Below are 19,357 nucleotides of genomic sequence, written 5' to 3'. Positions count from 1 at the left end.
TGCCGTGCCGTGCCCGATGTGGGCGCGATGGGCCAGACCAGGCCTGGGAGTAGTTCCGGTGGGCAGGAAGGGATCCGGGAGCGCTCAACGCCTGTGTCGGCGCTGTGGCGTCCGGCAAGCGCGTGATCCTCATCGTCACCGCCTGGGATGACCTCTCCGAGCACGCTGAGAACCTGGCCGCCGGGCGAGCAGGGTCGACCTGACCGACACCGACCGTGAGACCGCCGTCAGCCGGCTCAAAAGCTGCTCCGGCCCGTCCACCGACCCCTCTTGGTCGCCGAGATGCCGCCGTTCCCCGTCGAATAGCGCCTCGTGTCCCGCTCGCCAGGTTCTCGATCGGAGGCGCCGACCGGCACCAGGCCACCACCGAACGGGGCGCCTCGAAGAGCACCGCCGCGGATGCGCGCGGCCGCCGTCGCGCATGGGGTCGCGGGCCGACGAGCAGGCCGGCGGCCAGCGAGCGCATCCTGGACCTGTCCGGGCAGTTCGCCGAGTACCGCGCCCGGATGGAGCGGCACGCCCTTGCATAGCGGTCAGCCGAGCCGTGCCCCCGCCGAAGAACCGCGCGGCCGGCGACAGCGCTGCGCGGCGACAGCGCCGCCGCACGCTCGTCGCACTCCGATCGGGGGAGTTGCGTCGGTCAGGGGCTGGGGCGGGCCGGGACGCAGGGATGGTCGGTGTCGTCGAACAGCCGCACAACGAGGCGGTCCAAGTCCTCCAGCCGTCGTCGGATGCCCCGGGCGTGATCTGCTAGCTGGCGTGACTCGTTGTACTCGGTGATGGAAACGGCCAGGCCCACGCAACTCGCCATTATCTCGGATGCCTTTTCCTGCTCCAGGGTCCGCTCCGTCAGTCCCTGCTGAAGTCGGTGCACCTGCTCTAGGAGGCGTTCGGCGAGCACAGCGACCTTACTGTCTTGGCTGGATCGCGCCCAGCGTCGCGCGGTTATGCCCTGATGGACCTTGACCTGAAGGACCTTGACCTGGGATCCAATATCCTGGAGAAGGGCATCGATCCCGTAGGGAAGTCGGCTCTCTCCCAAAATAAAGAGCACGTTCTCGCAAGGGACAGCAGCCCAAGCAGTGTCGAGCAGTTCGGGCAGATCCGGCTCGCTGGGCGGATCTGCCTGCCCCAGGTATCCTTCCTGCAACGTGCTCGCACAGGCGCGGTGGATGATCTCCTGCCAGCCCTGGTCCACGTCGATAGCGCCGTTCAGCGCGGCGGTCAACTCTTCGTCCCCGTCGGGCAGCGGGAATCCTTCGAACTCGCGGTCCGGATCGTGGCGCGTCATGATGCTTCCTCTGTGTGCTGGTTCAGCGCCTTCACATTGCGGCGGGCTTTGGCGAGGTTTTGGCGGACGGCGGCTGGTTCCTGCTCCAATATGGCGGCGATCTCCACTGGCTTGAATCCGTCGTACAGCCAGGCCAGCGCCTCCCGCTGCTTGTACGGCAGCTCCTGCAGGGTGGCGATGACCAATCGCTGCTGGCGGCGGCGCTCGGCGGTGCCGGCCGCGTCGTCGGGTCCAGTGCGCTCGGGGATCTGCTCGACCGGGAGGTGAACCGGCCGCCGGAAGAATTCACGGACGGCGACCTTGCGCAGCCAAGCGCGATGGTGGGTGACATCCCCCCAACGGGGCAACAGTTTCACGAACGCTTCTTGGGCCGCGTTCTTGGCCTCGTCGAGGTCGGTGCTGCCGGTGGCTCTCAACACGTGCCGGACCAGCGGGAGAAACTCGGCCTTGTAGAAGGCTTCCTGTTCCGCGCATGGCACTGTCTCGGCCGGCGGAAGGCTCGGGCGACCGGGTGACCACGTCAGGTCAGCCTCGCCGAAGACGCGCCCCACGTTCTCACTGGTCACCGCAGTCCCTTCCCCGGATCGGCCCGGTACTCGGTGACGGTGATCACCACGACCGTCCGGACGGTACAGCCGACCGGAGCGGGGAGCCCGCGCGCCGGATCGACGGTACCGCCGGGAGCGGCTGCGGAGCCCGCAGTATCGGCGGCCTGGCCGCAGTCACCGGCTTTTCGGCGCTGGGTGACCAGCTGCGCCAGGGCGGCCGCCAACGCCAGCACAGGGGGCGCCAGCCCGGCAGCCGTGTCCAGGATGCTCAAGATCATGGGGATCGTCGTCCGTTCGGTGAAAAGGGGTCGGCGACAGGGGACACCAGGTAGAGCGCGGCCACCCCGAAAACGTGACCTCGGCCGACGAACAATCTCTCGACGGCGCACCCGCGCACTACGCGACCACCGCCGAGCCGCAGAGGCGCGGGGGACAGGGCTGTGAGAGTCTGCGTGAGCTGTGGGGCCCGGTAGAGGACTCGGCCGAGCACCGCCAGGCCGACGCGTGGGCGCGGCGCTCGCTTGGCGTGGCCGCCGCCCCCGGCGACGCTGAGCTGTTGGCGGAGGTCGACGCCGCGACGGCCGACAAGTACGGCGTGCGTCTCCGCGCTTCGTGAGGGGCCACGTCCTGGACGTGGCCGCGCTGGTCGACGTGACGACCGGTCGAACCGACTTCACCCGGGCACTCGTCGCGACGCCACTTGAGCAGGTGATCCCGCTTGCGGTGCCCTCGACGGCGCTCACGTTGCCCGGTCACAGGTCCCTGCACAGGGACGCCTCAGTCTCGCCGCGGCGACGCCCATGTGGTGAACCGTACGACCGGGGGAAGCTGCGCGGGAGAAAAGTAAACCCGGCCCTCAAAGGGGCCGGGCGGTATCTCCGCAGTCTAGCCCATCGCCAGCCGTCCGGGCGAGTAAGCGGCCCGATGATGGCGGGTAGCTGCGCGGAGGTGAGATCGTCGGCAGTCAGCTGGTACCACCAGTGCTGGCCGGGCCCTCGGTCGGGGCGGTCGTTGAGTGCTCTGGCCGGGTAGCCGCGGGTGGGGTTGACCAGGCCCACCGGCACCAGGTTGCGTGCCTGGGCGACGGGGAAAGCCAGACACTGTCGTTGCTGGTCACCACCGCCGCGTCAATGCGCTGGTGCAGCAGGTCCAGTAGCAGGTGCGCCGCGACGTTGACGTCAGCCCCCTTCTCTTCCCGGCGGGCTACCGACACCATGAACCGGGCGCCAGCGACCGGGCGGGCATCGGCATCTTGGGCCATGACGGGCCAGTGCGGGGTCGTCAGCACTGGCCGCCCCCGGCGGTCGCTGACCGCAAGCGAGGAGCACGCCACCCGGTGGACGTAGGCGCCGAACTCGATGACGTCGACGGCGCCGGCGGCGCGCAGTGCTCTCAGGTACACGTATTGGTCCCGGGCGCCTCCGGAGTTGTCCGCTCTTTCTCTGAACTTAGAGTCGATCATGGGACTCTGCCGATGTCGCTCTCGTCGAGGCGCCGGAGGATGTTGGCGAGCAGGATCACGGTGTCGGCGGCGATGCCGGCGTCACGGCGGGTGGAGGTGGGGCTGTGCTTGACGCGCTGGGCGAGCTCAATGGCAGCCCGAGCCAGTTTGCGCAGGTCAGCATTCTCCGGACCTGAAACGGCGTCCTCGATGTAGCGCTCGATGCGGATCTTGGTTTTGGCGACTGGAGGCTCGTCTTCGCCATCGCGGAGATGAGTCTGCGGGTCGTAGAGCTGTCGGCTGAGCTCCTCGGTGACGATGACACAGTCGTTGCCGACGTTGCGGTAGTCCTGCTCGGTCCGCGCGTTCTGGAAGTGCCGCCGGAGTTCGGCGAGTTCGGCGTCGACTCGCGACCAACCGGTCACCGGGCGCGGGCTGACGGGCTGCGCGAGCGTGGATGACAGAGCCCGGGTCTCCATCTCGACGAGCTGATCGTGCAGAGGGCCGAAGAGGTTGTTCAACATGTCGCGGCGCTTCTGATACGAATTGGTGCAGCCGTTGCGCTTCCAGTGGGACTTGAAGGTGCCGTAGTCGCGGAAGGGCACGTCGAAGGGGATGCCGATCCGCCTGACCACCGCGTGCAGGGCCACCAAGGCCTCACGGATCTCCTGTTCCGTCAGCTCCTCACCGCCACTGGTTCCGTACTTCTCCAACTCGTCATGGACCAGGCGGGCCAGCCCGGCGGCGGCTTCGAGGTCGCTGTGGCCTTCGAGCGGGCCCGCCCGAAGCCCGGCCAGCAGGGTCCTGTCGAGGTTCTTGCGCGAGCTGACCAAGGGGCCCCACGGGTCGTAGGACACAGACTGGTCAATGAAGAAGTCGTCGGGCCGCATAGGCCTCACCACCTCAGACAGCTGAAGGCATTCTCGCGGGGCGGTCCCCGCCGAGGATCAGATTGCGCTGCTGCTCTGAACTACTGCCCGTCCGGCTCGTTGTCCGGTTCTGGGTCGGTCAGAGCTGACGAGTAGGAGCTCTCGGTCCCCAGCGCCCGAAGGAGAGGACCCGTGAGCCGGCGGGTGATCGCTCCGGGCGACTGGTTGAGCTCGGCCCAGGTGGTCGCTGTGCTCACGGAGTAGGTATCCCGGTCGTAAGGGGGGCCGTCTCCCCAGGAGTTGCGTCCGGGAGCCGCTCGCAGCCCCCGAAGCCCGGTGGCGCCCAGAGCCAGCGCCCAGTTGCCGAAGTAGCCCGCCTGCTCGCCGGCTGCGACGACCAAGGCGAGGAAGCGCCGGGTGTGGATGACGGCGGCGGCGTCGATGATCACCTGCTCGTCCGGCCTGCTGCCCTGGCCGCGGACGTCGGACAGGCGGCTGAAGAACAGGCGCAGACCTCCGTCCTCGTGGACCTGCAACTCCAGCGCGTTCTCGGGGTGGTAGCTGGTGGTGGGATTGAAGGCGCTGCGGTCGGCGAGGTTGGGCGTCGCGCGCGCGATCCCGCGCGAGCGGCGGAAGCCGTTGCCGATCTCGCCGAGCGTGGGGGAAACGACGTCGCTGCCGACGGCGGCTTGGACGTCGGGCGCGTAGGCCTTCTGGATGAAGTGATGCAGGTCGACGTTCCAGCTCGAAGCGCTGGTGAACTCCAGGAGCAGGTCCGGGCGGCCGGCCAGCGGCTGGGCGACGAGGAACAGGTGGGCCTGCTTGTGAATGACCTCGGGGATCGGGTCGTCGTCGATCTCCTCTTGCAGCAGCGCCAGTGCGTCGCGGTCGGCGATGCGGCGGCGTTCGTGCAGGCGGACGACCTCGGCGTCGGCAAGCTTGTACTTGGTCTTGTCTCCGCGGCCCCAGTAGTGCCCGTCGACCATGTGGGGTGCGGCGGGGCTGGCCGGGATGTGGATGATCAGGTAGCCCATGCCGGGGTCCGCGCCGGACTCGATCTCCCGGGTGACGACGTTGAGCGGCGGGTCGGGGATGCTGCGCGCGATCTGCTCCATCTTCTCGGCCAGGCCCTTGAGCGGCTGCGGGGAGAGGGTGAAGACGCGGTTCTCCTTGTCCTCGGCGATGCCGACGATGAGCGTGCCGCCGTCGAGGGCGAAGGAGGCCATGTCCCTGGCCGACTCCTTGTTGCCCCCCTTGCTGGAGGGCACCTCCTTGAGGTCGATGTAGTGCGACTCCCCGATCAGACCCCCGTCGAGCGCAGTCTGGAGATCGGCCTCGCACTGAGGAGTCCAGCGCGGCTGGCTCGCCGATAGGTAGATCGATGTCACAGGGCCTCACAGGTTGATCGTCACGCAGATGCCGGATCGAGTATGGCCGCACCGGCGTGATCATCTCTCCTGCTTTTCTGGGAAGACAGCGGTGCCGCAGGCGACCTCGCTGAAGGCCGAGATGCCCCGGCTGATGGTCCTGGCACGACGGGTGTGCTCGTCGAGTGGGGCGAGTTCTGCCTTCGGCAGAGGTGAGGCTGACCCGCGCAGTCTTTGGGCTTCACCGAATCAGTGGGCTTCAGGACGTCGCGTGGGGACCCGCGGAACGGGAGCCAGGCCACGACAGCCCAGCCCCCGTTCGCAAGAGTTGGCGCTCGGCGGCTAGACCGTGCGCCTGTTGCGTCGTCTTCTTGTGCCTGGGTGGGACACGGAACGAAGGGGACGCTTCGCGCTTCCCTCGCTGGACGCGAAGGCTTGCCCTCATAGAGTGCCCCGACCATCGAGAAAAAGAGAGGCCACCAAGTCCTACTTGCATTTGTTGACACTTTCTTACGGACTTTTACAGCACCGTACGCCTGCTGACGGCAGCACACGCACGCGGACGACTTCAAACATCTAATGCCTTATGGGCCCTCCTTAATTGATCTTTGTGATCACTCCGCCGACTTTACCGCTCCGTTGCCATCGGGCAGAATGGGCGCACACACACCCGAAGAATGTCCGCTTTTGGTCGGCTAGGGCCAAAAAGGGGAAGTGTGGCGTCTTTCTGTGCCTGGGGAACCGAGAGGAACGATGTGAAAATCAAGATCACTGGCGAGATCGCGCTGAACGCCCGTCTGCTCGCCGTTCTCGCCACGATGACCGCGATCGCGGTAGTGCATCGTGGCGCACACATCGAGGACATCGAGGTGGCGACTAACGCACTGATGCTGGCCGCAGGGCTGGTCATCGGCGCGAGCACGCAAGGGCCAGGCCCTATCGCCCGAGCCTGACCAATGACGGCCACCATGACTGCATACGACAAGGCCAAGGCAGAGTTCGCGCTCGCTCTCGGGGCCGCCATCGGCGGACGGCAATGGACAGAAGTTGCCAAGACCTCAGGAATCCCCCGGGAATCCCTATACCGGTACATGTCGGGATCCTCCATCCCGAATGGGGACACCCTGTGGCGGCTGCTCAGTGTGCTTGATCTGAGCCCTGACCAGAGGTCCGAGATCCGAAAGCTGCGCACCGCGGCGGTCGCGGAGCGGAGCACCACACCACATCAACAACAGGAGAGAGCGGGGTTTTATACCCGGTGGAACATCGACTGGTCCCCTGAGCCCCCCAAGGACGCCGTGGGGAGTGGGAGAGACTGGACCGCTCAACAACCACAGGAGAAGGACACCGGACCGCCACCCCTTCTACGGGACGCCGCCGGCCAGGAAGGTAAGCCGGACCCTTCACAGGCCACCACTCGGGAAGAGTTTCTGGCTTCCTTGCGAGACTTCTGGCAGTGGGCGGGCGGGTACTCCCCCCGTCGACTCAGCGAGTGGTCACGAAAAAGCCCACAAGGCAAGGTCTCACACACCACGCTCAACGCGCTCCTGGCTGAGAGGCCTCGCCAGCGGCCGCCGGTGACGATGCGTTATGTGCAGACAATCATCATCTGCTGCGGCGGAGACGAGGTGGAGGTACGGGCGTGGACGACCGCCTGGCGTCGCCTGTACCTCAACTTCCCACCCGGCTCAATCGATTGATCGAAGAAGCGCGAGCCGAACCCGCTCATCTGCATAGCTGACATCACCGCCACCCGGCCCCGGACCGCCCGCACGGCCTGGGGCCGGATGGTGTCATCCACCCGGCCCAGGCAGTTCTGCCCAGACACCTGCTCGAAAATTGAGCACCGCGTCCGAACCTCATGTGTGAGGACGGGATGAGGGGCGCGAGAAAGTACGCCGATTTCGACGTCACCAGGGCCGCACATGGACGAAGGTACGGCACGGCGTCCGCGAACCCCGCGCCCTGGATCTGCCGACCTCCTGCATTCGATCCCACCGCCTCGTCCACGCCCTCACCGCCGGCATGTCACCCAACCGTCCGGCCGAACGCACTACGCGGCTGGATCGCCGTATGCAGCACCGCGGGCTGGCGAACGCCCCACGACGCATCCGCCTCGGAAAACCTACTCGCACACCACGCCGTCATGGTCGCGGTCCTGGTACCAGGCGTATTCCGGGTCGACGCCGCGCGCGTAGGGGCCGAGGCCTCGGCGCTTGGCGGCCGTGCAGGTCGGGTAGCGCGGATCGGTCGACGGAGCCTTCGTCGTCCTCCGGGGCCTGGGCGCAGCGGTCCGAGGCTTGGCCGTGGTGCGTGGCGGCGTCGGGGTGGCCGACCGCCGGGTGCGCCGCGAGGTCGGCGTCGTCTTGGCCTTCGTCGTCTTGACCTTCGGCCCGGCGGACGTCGTCGACGGCCGCGCGCCCGTACTCGCCGAACTGCTCGCCGCGACGCCAGCGCCGGGACCGGGGCCGGGGCCGGAGGCGATCGCGGCACCGCCGATGCAGCCGGCTAGCAGGCAACCGAGACCGACCAAGACCACACCGAACGCAGGCATGCCGTGCCGCGGGCGCATCGGCGGGCGCATCTGTGGGCGAGGCAGCGGCGGCTGCGGCGGCGGTCCGTACATGGGCGTGTCCTGTCCTGTCCGACGTGCGGCGGGGGCGCGGCTGTCCTGGGACGCGCGAGCCCCATGGGACCGTTCACCCCCTGGCGGGATCCGGCCATCGCGCAGCCGCATAAATCTCTCAACCGCACCAGTCCCCCGGGGGAGCCGGCAGGTTGGGATGAGCAGGTCGCTCCTGGCACCCACACTCCTTGCACCCGAACGCCTGGCCCCCGCACTCGCCCTCGGCTCCAGGCTGGGTTCCCCGCCCAGACTCCTCCGCGTCACCGACCCCAGGATGTGAGGTCCGGCTAGCTGAAGGGGCACGCCGCGCCGCTGCGCTGCTGGCCAAACCCGATCAGAGCCTGCACGATGACCAGCGAGGACACGTGTGTGCCGCGCCAAAGTAGGCACAGGGGAGATATCGGGGCATCGCGGAGGGGAACAGAGTATGCGCGGTCGGGGATCGCGGCGACGCTACCGTCAACGCTACGAGCGGGACTTGCGGCAGCGACACACCGGCGCCATCGCCCGCATCCGCGGCCTGGCCGACCGGGACCTGGATGACCATGATCTGTGCCGGGATCTGGCCCTGTGGGTGCGCGCCTACCGGCATGACCATGACGGGCAGGGCCCCTGCTGGTCTCTCATCGCCCTGCGCGCCCGACCGGATCTGTCGGATCCGCAACCACAATCCGATCACCCCGCTCCCGCCTTGATGCTGCAGCGCGTCTACACCGAGCGGCTCCTCACCGGACTGAAGAACCGCCGCTGGCTTTACCACGACCACCGCCCGGGCTCGACGCGGCAGGGCCCTCGCCTGTACGAGGAAGGAACCCTCCCCCGCACTGCAGCACGACGCCCGCCACGACGCCCGGCACGGTCCGTGGCAGGGCCTGCGCAGCAGCCTGGCGCTGGCAGTGAACCGCTTGTCGGCAGCGGCAGCCCCGGAGGTGGCTCTGGCCACCGGGCGGTGCCCGGACCCGGAACTCGCAACACGGCCACCTCGCCTTGATACGCGACGGAGTAGACGATGCGATGACCAACGGCGGCCCGAGCGGCCGCGTCGGCCTGCTCGGGACCCGCACCTAGAGGGCGCCGCCCCGGGCCTCCGAAAGGGCCCCTTCCCGAGCTCGCTCCAGGCGCGGTGGGCTGCCCTCGCCGGACTCGTCCCGACCCGCCGCAGGTCAGGACGGGCATCGTTGCGACGAGGTGGCCTGGTCGACGGGGGCGGCCGGCTCTGCGGGGGCGCGCCGCCGGTGAGCGCGCGCCCGCTTCAGGGACTCGGCGTCGAGACGGAGGCCATGGCTTTGGGGACGTGTCATCGTCTTGTATGCAACCACAGACATTCGCGGATCCGACGCACACAACAAGACGAGATCCGCCCATTGCTCGAATGCGGCCCGCCAAGGCCAGCTCGGGCATTGACGGTAGGCGCGGACGAATGCCGGAGCGGCTTCGTGTCGTTGCCGAGAAGGAGGGAAGTCTGCCAGGACTACAAGGTCCGCGCGGCCCGCGACCCGGGGTTACGGAGACACAACGCCCCATGAACCCGCGGGCCAATCAGGGCTGCCACGTCGGCAATTCTATTCTGGAGGCATCGCGGGTTGTCTCCAGGCGGTGGCGGGAAGGGCCGTTCTGACCGCTGGGCGAGAAAGGATCAAGAAGTGCTGATACTTGCGGAGACCCACCCCCATACGATCATTGAATTCTTGTCGTGACCAGGCACGATGACCCGGCAGTGCTGGAAGCGCTCGACGGCGCCTGGGGATGAAGAGTCAGATTACCTCGGGATACTGAAGTATGGGTGGCGATAAACGCCTGGCAGGCTCCGAGCCGGTTCATGCGCTTCCTCGAGGACATCAGGTGGCCGCCTGCGGCCCCGGGCCAGCAGAGCGCCCCGGCCCTCGGTCCGGTTTGTGCTACAGGACACGGGGGGTGCCCATTGGGGAGGTCTCTCTATCACTACTGGCTAGCGCGCCTTTCGATGGACTTTCTCACACCAGATTCTGCGCAGTCGGCTCGCCGCTATGGCAAGGCAGTGGCAGCCGACCGAGCCGTCACCGAGTGTCCGCGATGCGCCCACCCGGCTCGACGCCGTACCGGACGAGCCGTTCGGCCTCGCCGTCGCGTCCGGCGTCGCGCAGCATTCGCGCGGCCTGCGCGAGGGCGCCTGCGTCCGGGGCGTCGGTTTCGGGTGCGGCCCGCCCCGATTCGGCGAGCTGAAGGTAGTAGGCGAGGGCCTCCTGTGTGTGGCCCTCGTCGCGGAGGAGGTTCGCTAGCCAGCCGAGCGCGTCGACGTCGCCTTCGAGGACGCGTTCCCTGAGCCAGTTGGTCGCCTCGTCCGTCCGGTCCTCACCTAGGAGGAGATCGATCGTCCAGCGCAGGGCGACTTCCCCAGCGCCCGCTGCGACACGTGCCCGCGTCCAGACGATCGCCTCCTCGGTGCGGCCCTCATCCCGTTCCAGCGTGGCGGCCAGGCCGATCGCCTGCGCGTCGCCCAACTCCGCTGCCTCCCGGTAGCAGGCGATCCCTGCCATCTTCTCGCCCCGGTGGACGAGCAGGTCACCGCGGTGCCGGAGGACGGCCGCCGAATCGTGCCCGGCGCACACCGCGATCGCCTCGTCCGTGCACCCGATGCCGTGTAGGACGCGCGCCAGGCTCAGGACAGCAGCGGAGTCGCCGGCCTCGGCGCGCGGGCGCAGCCACGCGATCAGCATGTCCTCCGCTTTTGCGCGCACGGCGAGCCGTTCCGCTTGGGCGAGGGCCACGGGATCACCGTGTTCGGCCAGTGAGAAGAGCCAGTCGAACGCCTCACGCGTGCGGGCCATGCCGTGCAGCAGCTCCGTCGCGTTCCGCACTGCGGACTCGCGGACGGTCGCCTCGCGCGGAGTCTTCGCACCGCTAGGCGCGACGACTCGCTGGTACAGGGCGATCGCCTCGTCGGTCCTGTCCGCCGCGACGAGCCACGGGCCCGCGAGCCGCACGAGCGCCGGATCGTTCTCGCACAGCGGGAGCACGGCGCTAATGGCTCCGGTATGGTCTCCTTTGGCGTGGCACAGTTCTGCGATGACGGCCGTGCCGTCCGGCGTCTTGCGGAGCCACGCGACGGCGGCGTCCATGCCCTCCTCTTGGAGCAGCCGTTCGGCGACGATCCGCAGTGCGAACTCGTAGCCGCCTTCGGCGGCGATCCGCAGATAGCCGATCGCGTCCGGTTCGGGCTCGCTGTCGTTGAGTATCTCCCCAATCCGTGCGGCTGCCTCGGCCGACCCCGCGTCCGCCACACGGCGCAGGATCTCCGTGGCCGTGAGTTCGTGACCGGCGTCGGCGAGAAGGTCCGCCGCCTGTGACGCCGCGCCCGACGCTTCCACCCGAACCGCCTCGTCGGACCACCGCACCGCCTCGTCGATCCGGCCCACCTCCAGCAGCAACCGGACGCCCTTGACCCATCCGTACTCGTCGAGGTTCTCGGCAGCGCGCCGGTAGCAGAGCAGCGCGTCGTCCAGGCGGCCGGCGACCGCGTGCAGGTCGCCTGACCACAGCATCGCGTCGGTCGCCCGCGGATCAGCCTCGAACGCGTCGGCGTAAAACCGCAGCGCGTACCAGTACAAGCCACGTTCCTGCGCCTGCCTGCCCAGCTTGACCAGATCTGAGCCCCGTGCGTGACGCAGCAGACCGTCCCACAGCGCCTTCGGTACGGGCTGCGTGCGGCGCTGGTTCCGGCCGAATTGCTCAAGGTAGTCGGCGAGCCGGACGCAGCAGTCCCACTCCCCCTCTTCGTCGGGCAGAACCCGTACCGGGGTCAGCGGCGCCCGTGCGCCCCGGCACGGCCGGTCGTCGGTGACGTAGCGGAACGCCCGCTCCTGCCAGGCTTCGGTCAGCCTGTCCCACTGGGGGCGCGTCAGATAGCCGTGCACCGCCTCGCTGAGCAGCGCCTTCGGCAGCATCGGGCCGTGGCCGAGGCGCCGCGCGTCGATCGCCGCATCGATGAGCGCGCGGGCGGCGGGGTCGGGTGAGTGCAGGTACACGGCTTTCAGGGCGGGACCGCCTGCGAGGTACTGCGTGAGGTGTCCGTCCTCGGCGTACTCGACGGCCTCCGCCAGCCGGGGATCGTCCGCGGCAGCCGCCCTCACCCGATCGAGGTCGGGACGCGGGAACGTGGCCGGCACCGGGATATCCCGCTGCGACAGCAGCGCTCGCGCCTCCGCGTACGGATCCTCGTAGGGCGAGGCGTAACCGAACAGCGTGGTCCAGTCGCCGGGCCAGATCGTCCCCAGGACGAGGACCGGCCCGCGCCGCCGGTCACCGAGAAGCACGCTCAGTCCAGCGGCCACACGCTCGCCGTCATTTTTCCCCGGGGTCAGCAGATGGCGCTGGAGATCGTCCAGCCATACCACTGTGCGCGGCCCGACGTCGGGCAGGCCTCTCAGCACGCTCTCTGGACGGTCCGGGCCGACCGGGAACCAGAGGCGCCAGTCGTCCGGCAGCGCCTGCAGCACTTCCCACAGAGCCCGGGTCTTGCCGGTCGAGGCGTCTCCCACCAGCACCGCCATCACCGAGGCGTCCTCGACGGTGGCGACGAGCCGCTCAAGGGCGGCGTCGTGCGCTCGGCGCACGTAGGCGGGCAGGAACGGCAGCGGCGAAGCGGTCCCCTCGATGGCGGGGTGGACATTCAGTTCTCGCGGCGTCCACTCGCGGATCGGACGTCCGGGTCCTGCGTGCCGGGATGGGCGAGCGGCCGGACGGCGGGGCTGTGCGGCCTCTACCAGAGCATTCCAATTCTCGCGCTCCCTGGGCTCGGGCTTCTTCCCCTCCCAGGCGCGCCAGACTTGGACCAGGGCCCAGACTTGATCCGGGTCGTGGGGCGCCCGGCCGTCCCCGGGATTCAGCCAGTCGCCGATGCGGCGCGCGTCGAGCCTGGTCCCCCGCTTGCTCGCCTGGCGTGCGGCCTCCCGCCGCGACGCGTGCAGCCCTCGAGACCTTCGAGCAGTGACCGCGCTCCTCTCCAGAGCGCCCAGGGCCTGCTGGAACGCAGACAGCCCCTTCCGCTCGTCGGCCACGCGCCCTCCCGCCCCTGCCCGCTAGCCGCAGTGCCCGCAGCGGGCACTGCGGGCACTCGCGCGACCTGCGCCTTCCTCGCCGCCGGATGCCCGGAGCCGTCTTCCCTGGTCCCACCGGATTGCCACCACCCAGGCTGCGGGTGCACCTCCGAAAACGGAGGCCGCGACCCGGAGGAGGACATCGTGCCCACCAACGGCAACTCCCGCCGCCATCTCGCCCGGAGGCTGGCCGGCATGGCCGCGTTTGCCTTCGTGCGGGGTGCCGCCGCAGCCTGCGGCGGCGGCCTCGTCGCGCTGATCATCTGGTGGATCCAGCACCACTGAGCGGCACGCCGCCGCGTGCGCGTCCACCATCAGTCCCGCCGCCGCGCGGGAGCCGTCCGCCCGGAGTCGTCCGGGGCCGGCTCTCGTGGGGCGGGGCGAGTCAGGTCCGCGGTGCGGTACCCGCCTGGGTCCCGAAGGACGTAGCCGCCCAGAGAGCGCCCCTTCACTTGAAGCCTCACCGGCTCGAACGCCGACGGGGATAGGCCGGATAGACCAGTCGCCACCGCGTCCCGATAGAGAGACTCCGACACGACGCACGCCAGATCCAGATCTGGCTGCTCGCGTAGCACACGCCGCAAGGGCTCGGAGTCCAAGAGCCGTGACGTGACGATCATGGTCTGCCCGGCGGGACCGAAGGCACCGTGCGCCACGGCTCCGTAATGCACCGCCAGCCGCAGGCGGATCCTGTCCTCGTGGAGGCGATCCTCGTTCACCTCTCCCAGCACGGTCGTGAGAGCCCGAACGAAGTCGCCGACAACCCGGGTGACATCCGCCTCCGGGGGGAGGACGACAATCTCCCCGTCACCGCCTGCCTGCTTGAGCCACTGGTCCCGTTCCAGCCCCACGACGCTGGCGGCGGAGTCGAGAACCCGGGGCAGAATCTGCTGCTTCCGCAACTGGTGCCGCGTGCTGAGGCTGCTGTACCCCTCTATGTCCACGGCGAGGACGAGGCGGTAGCTCAGCCGCCCGTGAATCTCTCCGTCCAGCGCCTTCCCCTTCCACGCGGCGGGACGTCCGATTCTCCAGAGTGCAACATCGTGGGCCGGTTGTCTGCCCCTCGCGGGACGCCGCCCTGGTGTGACCTCCAGCTCGCCGGTCACCAGGAACCGGTCGTGCAGAACGACGGCGAGGATGCCGAGCGAACGCGAGTGGCCGCCCTGCCCGGCGGTGGCCTCGGCGCTACGGCAAGCGACGTCGATCGCTTCCATGACGTGGGCCAGGTCTCCGGTCGCGTGGAACAACGCGTTCAGGTTGACGGCGAGGTTACCCATGAACTGGGCCAGCAGCGGATTGCCTCGTCCGTCGCGCGGTCCAGGCCGCTAGCCGAGCCGCTGTCCAAGCCGCCGTCCGGGACGGCGGCGCCGGAGGCGTTGCGCGGTCGAGCGGCGGCCGGCGGGGGCGGGGGGCGCTCCGGAGGCCCTCGATCTCGGCGATCGCGGCGCGAGCCTGCGGGCCAGGGGCGTCGATGTCGCGCAGGCCGTGCGCGGCGGCCTCGGCGCCTGTCGTCTCCATATCCGGACGGCCGATTATGTTCAGGTCATGGTCCTCCAGCGCCTCAACCCCCACGCCCTCCGGGTGGGGCGACTCGGCGATACCGTCGTCCGAGAACGCGTTGAATGTGGAGATGTTGCGGTCGAAGAACTCGGCGTAGACGTCTGGGTCGAATGCCTGGGGTTTCGCCAAATAGAGGTGTTGGGTGACGCTGTGCACGATGCGATGGGGAGCCGGGAAATGTCGCAGCGGCGTTGTACCTTCATCCCGTGACAGCATCAGACGTAACGGCGGATCGCCATGATGATACGAAATCGCGGGAGCCTCCCGGTTCGGGAGGCGTTGGGAAGTTGACGCCAGGCCCCGCTGGAGCGCCTGTGAGTGGCGTTCATCACCGCTACCTGCGAATCAGCTTTCAGCTGGGACGAGCGAAGCGTTCTCGTCATAGGACCGCAACATCACGGTGTCGCGGCTTGGCGATGGGTACCGCTGCCGGCACCGTAGCGAATTCTCCGCTCCTCAGACGGAGCGGCCAGATCGAGGTCTGTGCCTGCTCGGCGCTTGTGATATCGCCGAGAAGGTCGCCTCTGCAGTCCAGACCAAGCAGGCCACTCCGGTGGACGTCGACCTGCTCTTCTCATTCTCGCAGGTGATGCTAGCGCCCACCGCCACGGTCCCGCACCAGCAGCATCGAGCCGAACCCGAACTCATCGGCATTCCCCCCAAGCGCGTAAACCGGAGACGACCATGGATCATTCCTCTCCTATCGAACCGCGAGAGACCTCGATCGTCCGGACAGTGCTGGTCACGACAGGTATCGCCTTCGGTTCGCTGCTCGCTGGTGCGGCAGGGATGTGGCTGCTGGTGACCGCCGTTCGTGTCCTGATCCACTTCGTGCAGGACTCCTGGCCGTGGCTCGTGGGCGTCCTGGTCTTGCTGATCGTCCTAGTCGGCGCGATCGCGGTCCTGAAGGAAGTCGCCGAGCACGAGGCCGACCAACGTGAGGAACGGCTGAAGAGCATCGCCAGGTTCGAGCGCGTCGACGTGATGACCGGCACGGAATTCGAGGAGCTGATCGCAGAGCTCCTCCGTCGCGACGGATACCGGGACGTCGCGGTCATCGGCCGAAGCGGAGACAGAGGCGTGGACATCACGGCGCGCACACCCGATGGACACAAAATCGCCGTCCAGTGCAAACGGCAAGCCAGGAACGTGCCTGCCGACCGCATCCGCAACCTCATCGGAGCCGTGCACAGCACATATACGGGGCACCGCGGAGTTTTGGTCACCAACTCTGGATATACCGTGCAAGCGCGGTCAGAGGGGCGAGGCAGGCTCGTGATGATTGACCGAGAGGAACTCGGCTTTTGGATGGCCGGAACCTCACTAGAGATATGACGGGACTGTCTGAAGGTCCGTTGGCGAGATGGTGATCGGCGTTCAGTTCGGGGTGATGCGGTCTCCGTGGTGCAGCGGCAGCATGTTCAGCGCTGCTTTCCACCCGGAGTTTTACCGGTAACGTGGGTTCGGCCTTCCATTGAGGAAATTCCGACCTGAGTCAGCAGGTCACGGACTGGCTGCGTCATGCGCGGCATAAGCGACAACGAGAGAGATCCTGGTAGATCGAGATTTGCGACGATCTCGATCACCAGGTGCCTCGATGACGATGTCAAGCCGCCCGCTCGGCCGGCTGGGTGGGCTGAATACCCGTCCGCCGCCCAGCAGGGCGCACTGGACATCGACCCGTCGGCGGGCCAGGGCGATGATGGCTTGGGTGTGTTAGAGGCCTCGGGCTCGCTTCTTGAGCTAGAAGTCGCGGTTGGAGCCGGGCCTGATGATGCTGGTCCGGGCGGACGGGTAGGCCACTCGCCGCAGGCGGCGGTTGTAGCCCTCGGGCCGGTACAGCCTGCCGGGACGGCGGCCCGAGTCACGCGACACTGGCACCAGCCCGGCCGCCGAGGCCAGGCATCCGGTGTCGGCGTAGGTAACCAGATCACCGGCGGCGGCGACGAACTCGGTGCCCAGGACCCGGGCCGATGCCGGGCATCGACTCGATGATCTCGGCCCGCGGATGGCTGCGGAAGGCCTTGGTGATCTGGGCGTCAAGGCGTTTGAGCCGGTCTTCCAAGGCCAGCAGCTGTGTGGGCAGGTCGGCGGCGATCTGCGCTGCCACCGCCTGGCCGGGCAGGGCGGTGTACTGGGCATGTGCGGTCTCCAGCGCGGTCGCGGCGACCTGGCCGGCGTTGCGGACCGCGCGCTTGCGCAGCCATGCCTCCAGCCGTGCCGGGCCGTGGCGGCGCAGCGCAGTCGGGGTCTGTAGCCGGTCAGCAGTATCGGGTGCGCCCTCGTGCGCCGAGTAGTCGAACACCCGCCCCGACGCTGGGACGCGCCGGTGAGCACGTCCCGCAACCGGGTGATCATGCGGACCCGGTCAGCGACCAGGTCGGCGCGGTCGGGGCAGCAGCGCCAGGTCGGCGACGAGGTAGGCGGGCACGTCGATCGTGGTGAAGTCGCGGCGCAGCCGGAAGGTCTCGGCGACCACATAAGCGTCGCAGACATCGGTCTTGGCCTTGCCCTGATAGGCGCCCAACATGCGGTGCTCTGTCCGGCCCGGCACCTACACCGGCTTGGCGCCGTGCGCGGCCAGCAGAGTCAGCAGCAGCGCCGAGGACGTCCCGGCGATGTCCACCGCCCACTCGACGGCCTGTGCCAGGGCGAACGCCTCACCGATCGTGTCCAGGGTCGCCGCCTCATCGTTGACGATCTTCTTCGACCACACGGTTTAGACGCTCTACGCGGATGGGCCACCGCATACTGCCGGGCAGTGCGATGTCCGCTCGTTCACCCTGCAGCGGATGAGCCTGCCATCCAGCATCGACGTGGCCGGGTTTGTGGGCGATGCCGGAGTCACAGACGAGGCTGATGGGATGAAGCCTTGGTCGGAGCCGGGCGTCGACGTCGCCGCGCTGCTGCCCGGCGCCGCCGACGGCACCGCCACCAACACCAACCTGGTCACCGCGATGCTGCAGCGCGCCGACCGGCTCGCCCGCACCGCCGAGTCCTCACGCGGACCGAGCAGCGTGAGCAGGTACGCGCCCAGGAGCCGAGGGAGCGGCCGTCACTGTAAGTCACTTGCAGGTGCGGCCACCTTTGGTTCACTCCTGGGTGTCGCGTTCTGGGGGCTGGATCATCACCACGTTGGAAATACCGCCCTGGTTCACGCAGTCCTGGGCGAGGTCGTGGACATGCCAGACGTAGTCCTGTGCGGGTTCGGCTGCGTTCACTGTGGTCTCGACAGGGGTGTAGCGGTGCAGAGGGATGGAGGAGCCGCCGTAGGTGAAGCCGTTGTTGTCGGTCGTCAGGATGGTCAGCGGTTGCTCGCCGGTCCACTCGATCCCGACACGCACGTCGTACTCGTCGTTGTCGGTCTCCTCAGCGGTAGCGCGGAGGAGGCCCATGAAGTCGGCGATGCCACATTCGACCGCTGCCGACTGAACCTGCGATCCCTCGAAGTAGTGGTCGCCGCTCATGCGGTGCCCACCGACCGCGGCCGCCAGGGTGACCGAGCCGTCGTGGTGGATGCTTGCCCATGCCTGCTTCCAGGTTGATCGCTGGTCAGTCGCGGTGTTGACGGCGACCCAGCGGCGCAGACCCGGTCGGGGGTTGCGCCGGTCCACGTTCTCCAGCGGGTGAATCCCGCCCCGGCCGGCGTAGTTGAGAGCCAGGCCCTCAGTTCTGACGAGCACGTCGCGGGCCTGGTCACGCGTGAGGCGGTCGCGGAAGCGGGGAACACGGGGATGGGCGACGGCGATCAGCCATGCGCGTGTGTCAACATCGCGCCCGCCTGCAGTTTCGGTGAACAGATTGTCCAGCGCCTCGGTGGCGTGGCGTCGCTCATCGAAGCGTGCCCGATACATCGCCTCGATCTGGCGTTCCTTCATCCACACGGTGTCGGAGTCGTTGCGCACGGGTGCGCCGAAGTAGTCGTTCCTGTAGATCAGATGCGGGCCGTCGATACTCGCCGGGACCTCCACCACCACGGCACGTTTGCCCTGGTCTCCGAGCCGATGCACGCTCAGGCCGAACACGGGCGGTGAGATGGCGGTGATCGCAGCACTGCGCAGCGAGCGCTCGTACACCTCATCGAACCCCCCGACATCGACGCGCTCGGTCGCAGCCTTCTGCCGTTCCCGGACGCCGAAGACGATCACTCCGCCACCACTATTGGCCATCGCGGCAACATCCTTGGGGAAATCGGTCTGCGGTAGCCCTTTCACCGGCGGCAACTCCGACTTCCAATCCAGGTCGTCCGTCTCCATCACGCCGCTGCTCACCGCCGCATCAAGCAGCCCATCGGTCAACGGCCCCGGAGCGACCCCGAGGGCGCGATGCAACGCTGTGAAAGTCATACTCCAGAGCGTAGGGATCACCTACGACCATCACCCCCTAGGCGACGAGACTCAACGCACGGTCTGCCCGCATCCGCCGCGCTCGGACTTCACCGCCTTGGCGGGCTTCACCGGTCCCGGTGCTATCGCCGCCGACACCGCCGACACCGCCGACACCGCCAGCGTGCTCACCCTGCACCGGTGACGGCCTGACCTCAACGCCGTCGGCCGCGGCGTTCCCGTGATCTTGATGTC

At 68.3% G+C, this 19,357-nt stretch carries 20 protein-coding genes; 6 read left to right on the top strand and 14 right to left on the bottom strand.

Translation table 11 applies throughout. The features are described 5' to 3' along the window. Positions 1-640: 640 nt before the first annotated feature. The 3 genes from HUT06_RS21265 to HUT06_RS21255 are packed head-to-tail and all read right to left on the bottom strand — an operon-like array spanning position 641 to position 2,117. On the bottom strand, positions 641-1,291 hold the full coding sequence (locus tag HUT06_RS21265) for a hypothetical protein (protein WP_176197340.1): 651 nt from the start codon (positions 1,289-1,291) through the stop codon (positions 641-643). Further along, positions 1,288-1,857: an RNA polymerase sigma factor gene (locus tag HUT06_RS21260; protein WP_176197339.1), complete on the bottom strand. Its 570-nt coding sequence runs from the start codon at positions 1,855-1,857 to the stop codon at positions 1,288-1,290. The genes HUT06_RS21265 and HUT06_RS21260 overlap by 4 nt, the downstream gene beginning before the upstream one ends. Beyond that, a complete protein-coding gene (locus HUT06_RS21255) occupies positions 1,854-2,117 on the bottom strand; it encodes a hypothetical protein (RefSeq protein ID WP_176197338.1) in 264 nt (87 codons plus the stop codon). The genes HUT06_RS21260 and HUT06_RS21255 overlap by 4 nt, the downstream gene beginning before the upstream one ends. 74 nt (positions 2,118-2,191) lie before the next feature. On the opposite strand from HUT06_RS21255, the gene HUT06_RS21250 reads away from it, so the two are divergent. After that, positions 2,192-2,455: a hypothetical protein gene (locus HUT06_RS21250; RefSeq protein ID WP_176197337.1), complete on the top strand. Its 264-nt coding sequence runs from the start codon at positions 2,192-2,194 to the stop codon at positions 2,453-2,455. Between the two features lie 842 nt (positions 2,456-3,297). Here the strand turns inward: HUT06_RS21250 and HUT06_RS21245 are convergent. Next, positions 3,298-4,170, bottom strand: a complete 873-nt coding sequence (locus HUT06_RS21245) for a hypothetical protein (RefSeq protein WP_176197336.1) — start codon at positions 4,168-4,170, stop codon at positions 3,298-3,300. Positions 4,171-4,250: 80 nt separating this feature from the next. Further along, positions 4,251-5,537 (bottom strand): helix-turn-helix domain-containing protein, encoded by a 1,287-nt coding sequence (locus HUT06_RS21240; protein ID WP_176197335.1) that lies wholly within the window; start codon positions 5,535-5,537, stop codon positions 4,251-4,253. A 734-nt stretch (positions 5,538-6,271) separates the two neighbouring features. Between HUT06_RS21240 and HUT06_RS21235 the strand changes: the two genes are divergently transcribed. Continuing rightward, positions 6,272-6,469, top strand: a complete 198-nt coding sequence (locus HUT06_RS21235; protein WP_176197334.1) for a hypothetical protein — start codon at positions 6,272-6,274, stop codon at positions 6,467-6,469. 15 nt (positions 6,470-6,484) lie between these two features. Continuing rightward, entirely contained in the window at positions 6,485-7,216 is a 732-nt protein-coding gene (locus HUT06_RS21230; RefSeq protein WP_176197333.1) for a DNA-binding protein, read from the top strand. A gap of 425 nt (positions 7,217-7,641) precedes the next feature. Here the strand turns inward: HUT06_RS21230 and HUT06_RS21225 are convergent, their stop codons facing one another. Further along, the gene (locus HUT06_RS21225; protein WP_176197332.1) at positions 7,642-8,049 is read right to left on the bottom strand and encodes an excalibur calcium-binding domain-containing protein; all 408 of its coding nucleotides are present in this window, start codon (positions 8,047-8,049) and stop codon (positions 7,642-7,644) included. A gap of 2,129 nt (positions 8,050-10,178) precedes the next feature. Further along, a complete protein-coding gene (locus HUT06_RS21220) occupies positions 10,179-13,178 on the bottom strand; it encodes a hypothetical protein (protein ID WP_176197331.1) in 3,000 nt (999 codons plus the stop codon). Between the two features lie 183 nt (positions 13,179-13,361). On the opposite strand from HUT06_RS21220, the gene HUT06_RS21215 reads away from it, so the two are divergent. After that, positions 13,362-13,502 (top strand): hypothetical protein, encoded by a 141-nt coding sequence (locus tag HUT06_RS21215; protein WP_176193785.1) that lies wholly within the window; start codon positions 13,362-13,364, stop codon positions 13,500-13,502. Positions 13,503-13,531: 29 nt separating this feature from the next. Here HUT06_RS21215 and HUT06_RS21210 read toward each other — a convergent pair whose 3' ends face one another. Then, positions 13,532-14,494: a hypothetical protein gene (locus tag HUT06_RS21210; protein ID WP_176197330.1), complete on the bottom strand. Its 963-nt coding sequence runs from the start codon at positions 14,492-14,494 to the stop codon at positions 13,532-13,534. Positions 14,495-15,512: 1,018 nt separating this feature from the next. On the opposite strand from HUT06_RS21210, the gene HUT06_RS21205 reads away from it, so the two are divergent. Next, positions 15,513-16,112 (top strand): restriction endonuclease, encoded by a 600-nt coding sequence (locus HUT06_RS21205; RefSeq protein ID WP_176197329.1) that lies wholly within the window; start codon positions 15,513-15,515, stop codon positions 16,110-16,112. 86 nt (positions 16,113-16,198) lie between these two features. Here HUT06_RS21205 and HUT06_RS21200 read toward each other — a convergent pair whose 3' ends face one another. The 6 genes from HUT06_RS21200 to HUT06_RS21190 form a co-directional block, all read right to left on the bottom strand. Next, on the bottom strand, positions 16,199-16,363 hold the full coding sequence (locus tag HUT06_RS21200; RefSeq protein ID WP_176193784.1) for a hypothetical protein: 165 nt from the start codon (positions 16,361-16,363) through the stop codon (positions 16,199-16,201). A 157-nt stretch (positions 16,364-16,520) separates the two neighbouring features. Further along, positions 16,521-16,820, bottom strand: a complete 300-nt coding sequence (locus HUT06_RS43900) for a transposase (RefSeq protein WP_217711371.1) — start codon at positions 16,818-16,820, stop codon at positions 16,521-16,523. Further along, entirely contained in the window at positions 16,708-17,082 is a 375-nt protein-coding gene (locus HUT06_RS43895; protein ID WP_217711907.1) for a hypothetical protein, read from the bottom strand. Before HUT06_RS43895 ends, HUT06_RS43900 begins: the two co-directional genes overlap by 113 nt. A gap of 63 nt (positions 17,083-17,145) precedes the next feature. Further along, positions 17,146-17,331 (bottom strand): transposase, encoded by a 186-nt coding sequence (locus tag HUT06_RS43890; RefSeq protein WP_302931819.1) that lies wholly within the window; start codon positions 17,329-17,331, stop codon positions 17,146-17,148. Next, a complete protein-coding gene (locus tag HUT06_RS43885) occupies positions 17,332-17,493 on the bottom strand; it encodes a hypothetical protein (RefSeq protein WP_217711369.1) in 162 nt (53 codons plus the stop codon). It lies immediately after the preceding gene. Between the two features lie 376 nt (positions 17,494-17,869). After that, positions 17,870-19,123 (bottom strand): helix-turn-helix domain-containing protein, encoded by a 1,254-nt coding sequence (locus HUT06_RS21190; RefSeq protein WP_176197328.1) that lies wholly within the window; start codon positions 19,121-19,123, stop codon positions 17,870-17,872. Here HUT06_RS21190 and HUT06_RS21185 point away from each other — a divergent pair. Next, entirely contained in the window at positions 19,113-19,307 is a 195-nt protein-coding gene (locus HUT06_RS21185; protein WP_176197327.1) for a hypothetical protein, read from the top strand. The two genes, HUT06_RS21190 and HUT06_RS21185, sit on opposite strands and share 11 nt — an antisense overlap. The last annotated feature ends 50 nt before the right edge of the window (positions 19,308-19,357 follow it).

The organism is Actinomadura sp. NAK00032, assembly GCF_013364275.1.
Taxonomy (GTDB): domain Bacteria; phylum Actinomycetota; class Actinomycetes; order Streptosporangiales; family Streptosporangiaceae; genus Spirillospora.
The sequence above is the reverse complement of the archived record's forward strand: the minus strand, read 5'-3'. Positions and strand labels throughout refer to the sequence as shown.

What these genes read in the sequence shown, in the direction of transcription:
- HUT06_RS21265 (WP_176197340.1), bottom strand. Translation starts at nt 1,291, where the DNA reads ATGACGCGCCACGATCCGGACCGCGAGTTCGAAGGATTCCCGCTGCCC.
- HUT06_RS21255 (WP_176197338.1), bottom strand. Translation starts at nt 2,117, where the DNA reads ATGATCTTGAGCATCCTGGACACGGCTGCCGGGCTGGCGCCCCCTGTG.
- HUT06_RS21245 (WP_176197336.1), bottom strand. Translation starts at nt 4,170, where the DNA reads ATGCGGCCCGACGACTTCTTCATTGACCAGTCTGTGTCCTACGACCCG.
- HUT06_RS21230 (WP_176197333.1), top strand. Translation starts at nt 6,485, where the DNA reads ATGACTGCATACGACAAGGCCAAGGCAGAGTTCGCGCTCGCTCTCGGG.
- HUT06_RS21210 (WP_176197330.1), bottom strand. Translation starts at nt 14,494, where the DNA reads ATGGGTAACCTCGCCGTCAACCTGAACGCGTTGTTCCACGCGACCGGA.
- HUT06_RS21190 (WP_176197328.1), bottom strand. Translation starts at nt 19,123, where the DNA reads ATGACTTTCACAGCGTTGCATCGCGCCCTCGGGGTCGCTCCGGGGCCG.